Genomic DNA, 12,301 nt, shown 5'->3' with positions numbered 1-12,301 from the left:
GTTCAGGGAGACGATCAGATGAGCGGGTTGGCGCCGTTGAGGAAGATCCAGATGCACACACCGGCGGCGACGCCCAGGATCAGTGCCGCGAACGACCCGATGAACGGCCGCGTGGCCCAGCCGCGGCGGCCGTCGAGTGAGATCCGGCCCGGCCCGGTGAGAATGATCACCCCCGCGCACACACCCAGGAGTGTCTCGTACTCGGTGCCGGAGGGCGCGAAGTACTCCAGTCCCGGTTCCGCGATCTGCCGGAACGCCCACGCGTTGATCATCACGGCCAGCACCGAGGCGGCGGCAAGCGGCGTGACGAGGCCGAGGATCAGCAGCGCACCGCCCGCGACCTCACCGATGGCACCGAGCATCGCGAGCAGTTTCGCCTGCTGGAAGCCCGCGTTCACGAGCACCTCCTCGAAACCGTCGAGGCCCGGACCGTTCCACAGTCCGGTCAGCTTCTGCAGACCGTGCACCAGCGCCGTGCCGCCGACCGCGAGTCGCAGTGCCAGCAGGCCGAGGTCCAGGGTGCCGCGGCCGATCTTCACGTCCCCCTCGCCGAGCCGGTCGGTCGACGGATCACCCGCCGTGGATCCGAGGGACGCACCGGAGGTCGCGCCGATCACCTGCGTCGGCTGGTCCGGCATGTCGGACGCCGACTGCCGGTACGCGGGGATCTGTTCGGTGGGCAGACCGGCGCCGCGCGCATCGCCGTGATCGAGTTCGTCGTCGGTGTGCGGGAGACCCTGTCCCGCGGAACCGGATGTCGGCGTGGCCGACGGAAACCTCTCGGTGGGAAGGTCGTAAGGGCTCGAGACCCTGCCGTAGCCGGGTGAGGCGCCTTGCTGCGCGGCACCGTCGTCCGACGACTCGCTGGGGTCTTTCCGCATGTCAGTCACACCGTCAAGCCTAGGTCGATCCGCCGGACATCGCTGGTAGGCGGAACCGGCGTGGCGGCGACCTCGCACTCTTCCGTAACGTCTCCATCATGATGGTGGGTGGGCGGCGCCGCACGGTGTCCCGCAAGATGGCGATGTCCGCACTCTGCGTGACGGCGGTCCTCGCCGCCGGGTGCGCGAAATTCGACGACTCCGCGTCCTCCCCCTTCACACCCGAGCCGACGGGTGCGTCGGGCGCGGAAGTGGAACCCGAGAACCCGCCGCCGTCCACCACGACCACACCACCGCCGAGCGGCCCGCTGGGACCGTGCCAGGATCCGGATCCCAGTGTCATCGCGACCTGCCTCGACACCACCGGCGGACTCGTCGTCCTCCCCGACGGGGCGACCGCTCTGGTCGCGGAGCGCCGGACCGGCCGCATCCTGCAGGTCGCCCAGGGGCAGACCCCCAAGGAGATCGCGCACGTCGACGTCGACGGCAGCACGGACGGCGGCCTCCTCGACATCGCGTTGTCCCCGAGTTTCGTCGAGGACAACCTCATCTACGCCTACGTCACCACCCCGACCGACAACCGGGTGGTACGGATCGCACCGGGCGACTCCGCCAAGGAGGTTCTCGGCGGGATCCCGCGCGGCGACACGGGCAATGCGGGGTCGCTCGAATTCTCGGGCGACGAACTGATGGTCCTGACCGGGAACGCGAACAACGTGGCGGCGGCCGCCGATCCGGCGTCCCTGGCCGGGAAACTGCTGAAGGTCACCGCGCTGTCGCCCGCACCGACGCCGGCACAGCCCCGGCCGCAGGTGGTGCTGTCGGGCATCGGGACCGCGGGCGGGGTCTGCGTCGACCCGGGTGTGGCCGTGTGGGTCACCGACCGCACACCGCTGGAGGATCGGCTGGTGCGGGTCAGCGCGGACGGAGCGGTGTCGTCTCCGGTGTGGACGTGGCCGGAGCGGCCGGGCGTCGGCGGCTGCGTCGCCGCCGGTGACGTCGTGGCGGTGTCACTGAGCACCGCGAAGGCCATGTCGGCGCTCGCCGCCGACCCCGGCACGGGCGCCGTCACTACCGCACCGGGTGTCATCGTCCAGGACCGGTACGGCCAACTCGGCGGCGCTGCACTCGGTCCCGACGGGCTCATCTGGGTGAGCACCGTCAACAAGACCGCCGGTCAGCCCGGACCCAACGACGACCGCGTCATCAAGATGCCCCTGCCCTCCGGTGGCGGCGGATTCGACTGACGGGCCCTCCCCTGCTTCGCGTCCCCCTCGCAACGAACGGGACGCTCGTTCGGTTGATCCGAACGAGCGTCCCGTTGGTGCAGAGAGGGGGTCAGCCGCCGCAGGCCTCGATGACCAGCTCCTTGACGCGGGCCGGATCGGCCTGACCGCGCGTGGCCTTCATCACGTCGCCGACGATCTTGCCCGCGGCCGCGACCTTGCCGCCGCGAATCTTCTCGGCGATGTCGGGGTTCGCGGCGAGCGCCTCGTCGACGGCCGCCTTCAGCTTCGTGTCGTCGCGTTCGACGACGAGCTCGGGATGATCCGCGACGACCTGATCGGGGTCGCCCTCACCGGCGAGAACGTGGTCGACCACCTGGCGGGCCACCTTGTTGTTCAGCTTCCCGCTGTCGATCAGCGCGACCACCTGCGCGACCTGGGCCGGCGTGATCGGCAATTCACCGAGTTCCACCCCGCGGGTGTTCGCCTGCTGCGCCAGGTACGACACCCACCAGGACCGTGCGGCCTCCGGCGAGGCGCCGGCCTCGACGGTCGCGATGACGAGGTCGAGGGCGTTCGCGTTGACCAGGTCACGCATGACCTCGTCGGAGACACCCCAGTCGGCCTGGATCCGGGCGCGGCGGACCCACGGCAGCTCGGGCAGGGTGCCCCGCAGTTCCTCGACCCACTCGGCGCTGGGCGCGACCGGCTCGAGGTCGGGCTCCGGGAAGTAGCGGTAGTCCTCGGCGGTCTCCTTGCGGCGGCCCGGCGACGTGGTGCCGTCCGCTTCCTGGAAGTGCCGGGTCTCCTGGATCACCTCGCCGCCGGCCTCGAGCACCGCTGCCTGGCGGCGCATCTCGTACCGGACCGCAACCTCGACGCTCTTGAGGGAGTTGACGTTCTTCGTCTCGGTGCGGGTACCGAGTTCGGTCGCCCCGATCGGCATCAGCGACGCGTTGGCGTCGCACCGCATCGAACCCTGGTCCATGCGGACGTCCGACACGTTCAGCGACTTCAGCAGGTCGCGCAGCGCGGTGACGTACGCGCGGGCCACCTCGGGGGCGCGGGCACCGGCGCCGCTGATCGTCTTGGTGACGATCTCGACCAGCGGGACCCCGGCGCGGTTGTAGTCGAGCAGCGAGTGGCTGGCACCGTGGATGCGACCGGTCGCGCCGCCGACGTGCAGCGACTTTCCGGTGTCCTCCTCCATGTGCGCGCGTTCGATCTCGACGCGCCACGTGGTGCCGTCGTCGAGGACGACGTCGAGGTAGCCGTCGGTCGCGATCGGCTCGTCGTACTGCGAGATCTGGTAGTTCTTCGGCTGGTCCGGGTAGAAGTAGTTCTTCCGCGCGAACCGGCCCCACGGCGTGATGGAACAGTTCAGTGCGAGTCCGATCCGGATCGCGGACTCGACCGCCGCCTCGTTCACGACGGGCAACGAGCCGGGCAGACCGAGGCACACCGGGCAGACCTGCGTGTTCGGCTCGGCGCCGAACTCGGTGGGGCACGGGCAGAACATCTTCGTGTCGGTGCCGAGCTCTACGTGCACCTCCATGCCGAGAACAGGCTCGTACTTGGCGAGCACGTCGTCGTAGTCGAGGAGGTCCGGAGTGTCGACAGCAGTCATGCCACAGAGTTTATGCGTCCTGCGGTTCGCCGGAAAACGCGGTCAGCCGAAAAATGCGGCCGCCTCGTCGTACCGCTCCCTCGGCACCGTCTTGAGACGCCGGGTCGCCTCCTGGAGGGGCACGAGGTCGATCGACGTGCCGTGCAGCGCCACCATGTTGCCGAAGTCGCCGCGGTGGACGGCGTCGGTGGCGTGCACCCCGAAGCGGGTGGCGAGCACCCGGTCGTACGGCGTCGGGGTTCCGCCCCGCTGCACGTGCCCGAGCACCGTTGTCCGCACCTCCTTGCCGATGCGGCGGACGATCTCGTCGCCGAGCTGCTGTGCGACGCCGGTGAACCGTTTGTGACCGAACTCGTCGATACCGCCTTCGCGCAGACTCATCGACTCCGGGGTGGGAGTGGCGCCCTCGGCGACGACGCAGATGAAATGCGAATCGCCGCGCTGGAATCGCTTCTTCACGAGAGAACAGACTTCGCCGACGTCGAACGGGACCTCGGGAACGAGGGTGAGATGCGCACCGGTCGCGAGCCCGGAGTGCAACGCGATCCAGCCCGCATGCCGTCCCATCACCTCGACGAGCATCACCCGCTGGTGGGATTCGGCGGTGGTGTGCAGGCGGTCGATCGCATCGGTCGCGATGGACAGCGCGGTGTCGAAACCGAACGTGACGTCGGTGCAGTCGATGTCGTTGTCGATCGTCTTCGGAACCCCGATCACGGGCACCCCACTCTCGGCGAGCCAGCTCGCGGCCGTGAGCGTGCCCTCCCCGCCGATCGGGATCAGCGCGTCGATCCCGTTGTCGTCGAGAGTCTGCCGGATCTGGTCGAGGCCGGCCTTCAACTTGTCGGGGTTGACCCGCGCGGTGCCGAGGATGGTGCCGCCGCGGGTGAGGATGCGATCGATCCGGTCGTCGTTGGACAGCACGACCTTGCGATCCTCGAGCAGTCCGCGCCAGCCGTCACGGAATCCCACCACCGAGCTGCCGTATCGGCCGGCGGCGGTCCGAACCACCGCCCTGATCACCGCATTCAGTCCGGGGCAGTCGCCGCCTCCGGTGAGCATTCCGATCCGCATCCAAGCACCCCTCGTCGTCTCGTGTGGTGATGGTGGTTCTCATACACATCTTGCCGCTCGAACCGTGTTCGAGCACCTCGGATCGGTGTGTTCACTCAGCCGGGTGTGACGAGACCGCTCTCGTACGCCAGGACCACTGCCTGTGCGCGGTCGCGCAGATCCAGTTTGGACAGCACCTTTCCGACGTGCGTCTTGACGGTCTGCTCGGCGACGAACAGGCGCTCCGCGATCTCGGTGTTGGACATACCCCGGGCGATGAGTTCGAGCACCTCGCGCTCGCGGGGCGTCAGCGCCGACAGCGCGGCCGGTTTACGGCGCGCCGTGCTGCGGCGGCTGGTCACGTCGGCGATGAGACGCCGGGTGACGGTCGGCGCGAGCAGCGCCTCGCCGTCCGCGACCACCCGCACCGCACGGATGAGTTCCTCCGCGGGCGCGTCCTTGAGCATGAAGCCGCTGGCCCCGATGCTCAGCGCCTCGTACACGTAGTCGTCCACGTCGAACGTCGTGAGCATGAGCACCCGCACCGGCGGATCGAACCCCGCAGACAGGATGACGCGGGCGGCGTCGAGTCCGTTCATCTCCGGCATGCGGACGTCCATCAGCACCACGTCGGGTCGCAGGCGCTTCACCTCGCTCACCGCCACCGCGCCGTCCGGGGCGTCACCGATGACGCTGATGTCGGGCTGGGAGGCGAGCAGGGCTCCGAAACCCTGCCGGACCATAGCCTGGTCGTCGGCGATGAATACGGTGATGGCCACGCCGCCAGCCTAGGCGGAGGCGACCGGGAACTCGGCGTGGACCTCGAATCCGCCGTTGTCGTGCAGGTGCGTGGTGAGTACGCCGCCGACCGCCTGCGCACGCTCGCGCATCCCGATGATGCCGTTGCCGCCTGTCGACTCGTGCCTGGTCAGGGCCGAGACGAGGCTCCGTCGCGGCGGGCCGTTGACGATCGACACGGACGCGATCGGCGTCTCGTACGCGATCGTCACCTCGACCGCGGCGCCCGCTGCGTGCCGGGCCGTGTTGGCGAGGGATTCCTGCAGGATGCGGTACATCACCAGCCCGACCGACTCCGACACGTGCCGCGGGTCGCCGTCGGTGTGCCAGGAGACGGGAATGCCGGCCCTGCGGCTGCCCTCGAGCAGCTCGCTGATCTGCTGGACCCCGGGCTGCGGCGCATGCTCGGCGACCTGGCCGTCGCTGCGCAGCACACCGAGGAGTCCGCGCACCTCGTTCAGCGCGGCGCGGCCTGCGGCTCCGATCGATTCGAACTCGGCCCGCGTCTCGTCCGACATGCCCGCGATGCGGTACGGCGCACTCTGTGCCTGAACCACGACCATCGACATGTGGTGCGCGACGACGTCGTGCAGGTCCCGGGCGATGCGGGCCTTCTCCTCAAGGATCGTCCGGCGCGTGCGTTCGAGTTCGCTCAGCTCCTCCTGCTGCGCGAGTTGCCGCCGGGACAGCACCAGCCACCGGATCAGCAGACCGAACACGACGATGGCGGTCAGTCCCACGGCCCACCCGCGACCGTTGGTGCCCGGGGTGTCGGCGAGGAACAGCAGGACGGTGGAGATCCATGCCACACCCACGACCGGGATCGCGGCCCGCATGCTGACCGCGGCCAGCAGGGCGAGCATCACGAGGATGTGGACCACCTGCCAGGGGTAGTCGTAGCCGTCCTGCAGGGCGAAGACGCGCGGAATCACCAGCGCCGAGATCGCGGAGACGGCCCAGGCCAGCGCCGGGTTCGACCGGATGAGCAGGAACGGGAACGTCGCGAGCGCCGCCACGAACGGTTGAATCGGGGGACTGACCTGGTGGGTCAGCTGCAGGGTCGGCCACGCCACGGCGAACAGGATCGCCGTGACCACGACGATTGCCACGTTCAGCCACTGACCTTCGGCGGCTCTCCGGATGCGCGTCTTCGTCTTCACACCCTCGACACTAGAAACACAGGTCACGGCCTGTCCTCATACCCCGGACTCACGTCGACGTAGTACCGGAGTATGAGATCGGAGTCCCCTCCCCCCCACGAGGCCAGTGACCGAACCGGACCCGGGAGTGATGTGGCTGCGCAACACGAATTCATAACGTTCTCGTCATGCGAACGACGGGGACACGGAGAACGACTTGGGCCGCGGTGGCGTGCGCCGCCACCGCACTGCTGACCACCACAGGATTCGCCGGTACCGGCGCGGCGAGCACGCCCCGCCACGAGAACGTCGCCGCCTCCGCCGCGGTGCACACGCTCACCGCACCGGAAGCGCTCACCGAGGACTCCATTCCCGAGGACTTCGCATCGGTGATGGGGTACACACCGGTGCGGATCGACGGCATGCTCGCCAACCCCGGCGGAGACTGCTCCTCCCCGGTGCCGCTGCCGCTCGAGTTCGACACCGCATGCAAGGCCCACGACCTCGGCTACGACCTCCTGCGGTACGCATCGCGGTCCGGCGAGGATCTCGGACCCTGGGCGCGGCAGTCCCTCGACGCGCAGCTGGATCAGCGGATCCACACCGCGTGCGACAGCCGTCTCGACGAGCAGGCACGGGCGCAGTGCTTCGTGATGGCGAACGTCGCGGCCACCTTCGTCACCGGAAACAGCTGGCGTCAAGGCTATTCGACGCCGATCACCGAATCCGGGCTCCCGTACGCGCTGGCCGGCACCGCCGGCGCCGCACTGCTCGCAGGCGCGGCCTGGTCGATCCGCCGCCGCCCGCGTCCGGTCGGGGCGATCGCATGACCACCGCGGCTCTGTCCGGTCCGGGACGGAGCCCGGCGCACTCTCGCTCGCGTACCGAGCCGAATGCCCTGCGCCGCACACTGACCACGACGATTCCGATCTCGGCGCTCCCCCGCACCTCCTCCACGATCGCCGTCACCACCGCGACACTCGCGTCGCTCGCCCCCTCCCTGCTCCCCCGGAGCGCCCTGACGCAGGCGCTGTTCACCGGGTTCCTCGCCGCGGTCGGCTTCGGGATCGTCGTCCTCGTCCGCCTGCTGCGGCGATTCGTCACGCGTACGCACCCGCATCACCCTCCGCGGGACTCGGTGCGTCTGCTGGTCCTGATCGGCGCCATGATCGTGGTGACGTGGGCGATCGTCCTCGCCGACCACTGGCAGGATTCGCTGCGCGCCGCCATGGGCATGCCGGGCATCGGGCCGGACCACTGGATGCAGGCGATCATCGGGGCGGCGCTGACGTTCCTGCTGTTCGCCGGTATCGGCAGCGTCGTCGCCGCGGTCGCCCGCCGTCTCGGCTGGATCGGCAGCGCCACCACCGCCGTCGTACTCGCGACCGGGCTGCAGCTGGTCGCCGGACCCGCGTTGTGGGGGATGATGTCCCGTTCCTACAGCGACTCCAACGCGCTCGTCGACGTGTCCCTGCACCGGCCGGTGTCGGCCGAATCGTCCGGCAGTCCGGAGTCCGCGATCAGCTGGGAGTCGCTCGGGCGCCAGGGACGGCGGTTCGTGGCTGCGGGCGAGCAGTCGGCCGCCATCCGCACCTACGTGGGAATGGATTCGGCTCCCGACGTCGAATCACGTGCGGCACTGGCGGTCTCGGAGCTGGAGCGGGCGGGCGGGTTCACCCGGTCCGCCATCGTCGTCACGGTACCCACCGGCTCGGGATGGATCGACGAGAACGCGGCCGAAGGATTCGAGGAGCGCTTCGCCGACGACGTCGCGATCGTCGGCATGCAGTACTCGTATCTGCCGAGCTGGATCACGTTCGTGTTCGGACGTTCCGCTGCAGACGACTCGGCGGCAGCATTGTTCGATGCCGTCGCCGAGCGGATCGCCGACCTACCCGACGTCCTTCGCCCGGCACTCTACGTCTACGGCCAGAGTCTCGGATCCGTCGGCGGCAGTGCGATTTTCACCGGCGCCGATCAACTCCGGGAACGCGCCTGCGGCGCATTGTGGTCGGGCCCGCCCGCCGGTTCCGTGCTGACGGACGGCGCGACGGTGCTGGCGAACACGTCCGACCCGGTGGTGTGGTGGTCGCCCGACCTGATCCTGCGCCGGCCCGACCTCTCGCTCGCGGTACGCGATGCGCCGGTCCCCCGATGGATTCCGGGCATCACGTTCCTGCAGACGAGTGTCGACCTGGTGTCCGCGCTGAACTTCGCGTCCGGGCACGGACACCGGTACGGCAACGAGCAGGGCACCGCCCTGCCCGACTGCTCCTAGCTCGGCGAGCCGATCGGACCGCGCGCGGCCTCGTAGGCGGCCCCGACCCGGTACAGCCGCTCGTCGGCGAGCGCGGGGGCCATGATCTGCAGTCCCACCGGCAGACCGTCGTCCGCGGACAGCCCCGACGGAACAGACATCGCGCAGTGCCCGGCCAGGTTGGTGGGCAGCGTGCACAGGTCCGACAGGTACATCGCGAGCGGGTCGCCGACCTTCTCGCCCAGCTTCCACGGCGTGAACGGACTGGTGGGCGACACCAGGACGTCCACCTTCTCGTAGGCCTTGTCGAAGTCCCGGGCGATGAGCGTCCGCACCTTGAGCGCCTGACCGTAGTAGGCGTCGTAGTAGCCGGACGACAGCGCGTAGGTGCCGATCATGATGCGACGCTTGACCTCCGGGCCGAAGCCGGCGGCACGCGTCGCGGCCATCACCTGGTCGGCGCTCATGTCGCCCTGGTCGATGCGCAGCCCGTACCGCATGGCGTCGAAGCGAGCGAGGTTCGACGACACCTCGCTCGGCAGGATGAGGTAGTACGACGCGAGCGCGTACTCGAAGTTGGGGCACGACACCTCGACGACCTCGGCACCGAGTTCGGTGAGTTGCGCGACGGCGGCATCGAACGAGGAGATGACCCCGGGCTGGTAGCTGTCGGAGTGCAGTTCCTTGACCACACCGACCTTCACGCCCTTCAGGTTGCCGCCTGCGCCCTCGCGCGCAGCCGCCACCACGGGACGCACGGGCGCGTCGATCGACGTGGAGTCGCGCGGGTCGTGCCCGGCGATGACCTCGTGCAGCAGTGCGGTGTCGAGCACCGTGCGACCGCACGGACCACCCTGGTCGAGCGAGGACGCGCAGGCGACGAGACCGAACCGGGACACCGTGCCGTACGTCGGCTTGGTACCGACCGTCGCCGTGACGGCGGCGGGCTGGCGGATCGAGCCACCGGTGTCGGTGCCGATCGCGAGCGGGGCCTGCCGGGACGCGAGGGCCGCGGCGCTGCCGCCGCCGGAGCCGCCCGGGATGCGGGTCGTGTCCCACGGGTTGCGGGTGGGGCCGTACGCGGAGTTCTCGGTGGACGAGCCCATCGCGAACTCGTCGAGGTTGGTCTTTCCCAGGATCGGGATGCCTGCGTCGCGCAGCTTCTTCGTCAGCGTCGCGTCGTACGGCGCGATCCAGCCTTCGAGGATCTTCGACGCACACGTGGTGGGCATGTCGGTGGTGGTGAAGATGTCCTTGAGCGCCAACGGAACTCCCGCCAACGGGGAGGCGGGAGCATCACCTGCGGCGAGGCTGCTGTCCACCTCCTTCGCCGACACGAGGGCCTGCTCGCCCGCCACGTGCAGGAAGGCGTTCAGCTCTCCGTCGACCGCGGCGATGCGGTCCAGATGCGCCTGGGTGACCTCGACGGAGGACACCTCACGGCTGTGGATCTTCGACGCGAGGTCTGCGGCGTCGAGAGTGGTCAGTTCGGCGCTCATTCGCCCTCTCCAAGAATCTGCGGGACGGCGAAACGATCCTGCTCGACGGACGGCGCGCCGGACAGCGCCTGCTCGGGCGTCAGGCCGGGAACGATCACGTCGGGACGGGTCACGTTGGTGACGGCGTTCGGGTTCGCCATCGGCGGAACATCCTCGGCGGGCACCTCGGTGACCACCTTCACGTGGCTGAGAATCGAGTCCAGCTGACCGGCGAACTCGTCGAGCTCGGCATCGGTCAGGGCGAGTCGAGACAGCCGCGCGAGGTGCGCGACCTCGTCACGGGAGATGGCAGGCACCGCGGGGCCCCTTTCGGTTCGGACGTACACATTCGGACGTACACAAGTGGGTCCCAGCCTAGAGCAGTGCCCGGATCAGCCGTGCAGCCAGCGCCGCAACCTGGCCGTCAGGAACGGCAGAACCACGAACACCATCACCGGAGTCGTGAGCACCGTCGCCACCACGGTGCGGGTCACCACGTCCAGGGGCGCCAGCCGGGGAGTGACGAACACCGCGACGAGCAGCGAGATCGGGAAGAAGCCGAGCCAGATGGTGACCGCCTGCTTCCACCGCGGCGGTGGGACGCTGACCCGCACGGCGTGGGTGAGCGTCGACTGCGGTTCGAACCAGCCCTCCACCCCGGTCAGCCGGTGCGTCACCGTGTCCTGCGCCAGACCCGTCCCCCGCCCCACCCACACCTTCCGCGCGGGCGAGGTGGTCCACGCGGCGAGCGTGTGCTCGTCCGCGAACCGGTACACCACGTGGTACTGCTCGGGGTCGGACGCCGCGCGCAGCCAGCCCCCGCCGAGGAACCCCGGGAACGTGCCCGCCATCGCCATCCCGGCGTCCGTCCAGCGCAGGAATTCCTGCTCCCGGCCCGCCGCCACCCGCCTCGAGACGGACGTCGTCACTCCCGTTGCCGTGGTGTTCATGCACCCATGTTTGGGCCGTCGTGTTTCGCGCACGAGGCGAATCCGTATCGGCGATGTCACGAATCGAACGCGACCTGCGAATCCCCGTCCCGCCCCGGGCGAAGCCGCAGGGGGGACCGCATACTCGGGAACGAAAGTGCAAGGATGGTGAGCGACGGGGGTCGCAGGTACTCCCGCGTCTATCTCGTGGTGAAAGGGACGCACGTGTCGTATCTGCTTCGCGTCCAGCTCCCCGACCGTCCCGGTAGCCTCGGCTCTCTCGCCGTCGCCCTGGGCTCGGTGGGTGCTGACATTCTGTCGCTCGACGTGGTGGAACGGGGTGCCGGATTCGCCATCGACGACCTCGTCGTCGATGTCGAGCCGGGATCGCTCCCCGACACCCTCATCACGGCCGCCGAGAACCTGCCCGGCGTCACCGTCGACTCCATCCGGCCGTACGCCGGAATACTCGACACCCACCGCGAGCTCGAGCTCATCGACCAGGTCGCCACCGCCGCGGACGATCGACTGCAGGTCCTCGTCGACGGCGCCCCGCGGGTGCTCCGGGTCGGCTGGTCCGTGGTCGCAGACCTCGGCCCGCACGGCGCATACCGGGTGGTCGGCAGCTCGGGAGCGCCCGAGACGCACGCCACCGAGATCCCGTGGATGCCGCTGGAGAAGCCCACCGCGCTCGACGGCGAGGGCGACTGGGTGCCGCAGGTGTGGCGCGACATGAACACCACACTCGCCGCGGCTCCCCTCGGGACCACCGGCCGGGTGCTGATGCTCGGCCGCCCCGGCGGCCCGGAGTTCCGTCCGTCCGAGATCGCCCGGCTGGGCTACCTCGCCGGCATCATCGCGACCGTGCTGAGCTGACCTCCGCCCCGGGCCGGAAGGTCCGGGGCCGTGGTCG

12 protein-coding genes are annotated in these 12,301 nt (G+C 69.6%); 4 read left to right on the top strand and 8 right to left on the bottom strand.

The window, feature by feature from the left end; translation table 11 throughout:
* Positions 1 to 14: 14 nt before the first annotated feature.
* A complete protein-coding gene (locus tag JWS14_RS35155) occupies positions 15 to 881 on the bottom strand; it encodes a DoxX family protein (RefSeq protein WP_072937746.1) in 867 nt (288 codons plus the stop codon).
* Positions 882 to 979: 98 nt separating this feature from the next.
* On the opposite strand from JWS14_RS35155, the gene JWS14_RS35150 reads away from it, so the two are divergent.
* The gene (locus JWS14_RS35150; RefSeq protein WP_072937745.1) at positions 980 to 2,128 is read left to right on the top strand and encodes a PQQ-dependent sugar dehydrogenase; all 1,149 of its coding nucleotides are present in this window, start codon (positions 980 to 982) and stop codon (positions 2,126 to 2,128) included.
* Between the two features lie 91 nt (positions 2,129 to 2,219).
* Here the strand turns inward: JWS14_RS35150 and gatB are convergent, their stop codons facing one another.
* The 4 genes from gatB to JWS14_RS35130 form a co-directional block, all read right to left on the bottom strand.
* Complete coding sequence (gatB, locus tag JWS14_RS35145) at positions 2,220 to 3,734, bottom strand: Asp-tRNA(Asn)/Glu-tRNA(Gln) amidotransferase subunit GatB (protein ID WP_072937744.1); 1,515 nt, start codon at positions 3,732 to 3,734, stop codon at positions 2,220 to 2,222.
* 42 nt (positions 3,735 to 3,776) lie between these two features.
* Positions 3,777 to 4,808, bottom strand: coding sequence for an ATP-dependent 6-phosphofructokinase (locus JWS14_RS35140; protein WP_072937743.1), 1,032 nt, complete (start codon positions 4,806 to 4,808; stop codon positions 3,777 to 3,779).
* Positions 4,809 to 4,903: 95 nt separating this feature from the next.
* Positions 4,904 to 5,566 (bottom strand): response regulator, encoded by a 663-nt coding sequence (locus JWS14_RS35135; RefSeq protein WP_015890224.1) that lies wholly within the window; start codon positions 5,564 to 5,566, stop codon positions 4,904 to 4,906.
* A 9-nt stretch (positions 5,567 to 5,575) separates the two neighbouring features.
* Complete coding sequence (locus JWS14_RS35130) at positions 5,576 to 6,772, bottom strand: sensor histidine kinase (RefSeq protein WP_072937742.1); 1,197 nt, start codon at positions 6,770 to 6,772, stop codon at positions 5,576 to 5,578.
* 140 nt (positions 6,773 to 6,912) lie between these two features.
* Here JWS14_RS35130 and JWS14_RS35125 point away from each other — a divergent pair, with 140 nt between their 5' ends.
* Positions 6,913 to 7,554 (top strand): hypothetical protein, encoded by a 642-nt coding sequence (locus JWS14_RS35125; RefSeq protein WP_206015266.1) that lies wholly within the window; start codon positions 6,913 to 6,915, stop codon positions 7,552 to 7,554.
* On the top strand, positions 7,551 to 9,002 hold the full coding sequence (locus tag JWS14_RS35120) for an alpha/beta-hydrolase family protein (RefSeq protein WP_072937740.1): 1,452 nt from the start codon (positions 7,551 to 7,553) through the stop codon (positions 9,000 to 9,002). The genes JWS14_RS35125 and JWS14_RS35120 overlap by 4 nt, the downstream gene beginning before the upstream one ends.
* On the opposite strand, the gene gatA is transcribed toward JWS14_RS35120, so the two are convergent.
* The 3 genes from gatA to JWS14_RS35105 all read right to left on the bottom strand — a co-directional run bounded on the left by gatA (position 8,999) and on the right by JWS14_RS35105 (position 11,409).
* The gene (gene gatA, locus JWS14_RS35115) at positions 8,999 to 10,480 is read right to left on the bottom strand and encodes an Asp-tRNA(Asn)/Glu-tRNA(Gln) amidotransferase subunit GatA (RefSeq protein WP_072937739.1); all 1,482 of its coding nucleotides are present in this window, start codon (positions 10,478 to 10,480) and stop codon (positions 8,999 to 9,001) included. The genes JWS14_RS35120 and gatA overlap by 4 nt on opposite strands.
* Positions 10,477 to 10,776, bottom strand: coding sequence for an Asp-tRNA(Asn)/Glu-tRNA(Gln) amidotransferase subunit GatC (gatC, locus tag JWS14_RS35110; protein ID WP_095860794.1), 300 nt, complete (start codon positions 10,774 to 10,776; stop codon positions 10,477 to 10,479). The genes gatA and gatC overlap by 4 nt, the downstream gene beginning before the upstream one ends.
* Positions 10,777 to 10,851: 75 nt before the next feature.
* Entirely contained in the window at positions 10,852 to 11,409 is a 558-nt protein-coding gene (locus JWS14_RS35105) for an antibiotic biosynthesis monooxygenase (RefSeq protein ID WP_072937737.1), read from the bottom strand.
* 204 nt (positions 11,410 to 11,613) lie between these two features.
* Here JWS14_RS35105 and JWS14_RS35100 point away from each other — a divergent pair, with 204 nt between their 5' ends.
* Complete coding sequence (locus tag JWS14_RS35100) at positions 11,614 to 12,264, top strand: ACT domain-containing protein (RefSeq protein ID WP_025432327.1); 651 nt, start codon at positions 11,614 to 11,616, stop codon at positions 12,262 to 12,264.
* Positions 12,265 to 12,301 lie beyond the last annotated feature (37 nt).

Source organism: Rhodococcus koreensis, from assembly GCF_017068375.1.
Taxonomy (GTDB): domain Bacteria; phylum Actinomycetota; class Actinomycetes; order Mycobacteriales; family Mycobacteriaceae; genus Rhodococcus_F; species Rhodococcus_F koreensis.
The sequence above is the reverse complement of the archived record's forward strand: the minus strand, read 5'-3'. Positions and strand labels throughout refer to the sequence as shown.

Bases quoted from the DNA above. Each gene is read 5' to 3' on its own strand.
- JWS14_RS35155 (WP_072937746.1), bottom strand. From the start codon at position 881: ATGCGGAAAGACCCCAGCGAGTCGTCGGACGACGGTGCCGCGCAGCAA.
- JWS14_RS35150 (WP_072937745.1), top strand. From the start codon at position 980: ATGATGGTGGGTGGGCGGCGCCGCACGGTGTCCCGCAAGATGGCGATG.
- gatB (WP_072937744.1), bottom strand. From the start codon at position 3,734: ATGACTGCTGTCGACACTCCGGACCTCCTCGACTACGACGACGTGCTC.
- JWS14_RS35140 (WP_072937743.1), bottom strand. From the start codon at position 4,808: ATGCGGATCGGAATGCTCACCGGAGGCGGCGACTGCCCCGGACTGAAT.
- JWS14_RS35125 (WP_206015266.1), top strand. From the start codon at position 6,913: ATGCGAACGACGGGGACACGGAGAACGACTTGGGCCGCGGTGGCGTGC.
- JWS14_RS35120 (WP_072937740.1), top strand. From the start codon at position 7,551: ATGACCACCGCGGCTCTGTCCGGTCCGGGACGGAGCCCGGCGCACTCT.
- gatA (WP_072937739.1), bottom strand. From the start codon at position 10,480: ATGAGCGCCGAACTGACCACTCTCGACGCCGCAGACCTCGCGTCGAAG.
- JWS14_RS35105 (WP_072937737.1), bottom strand. From the start codon at position 11,409: ATGAACACCACGGCAACGGGAGTGACGACGTCCGTCTCGAGGCGGGTG.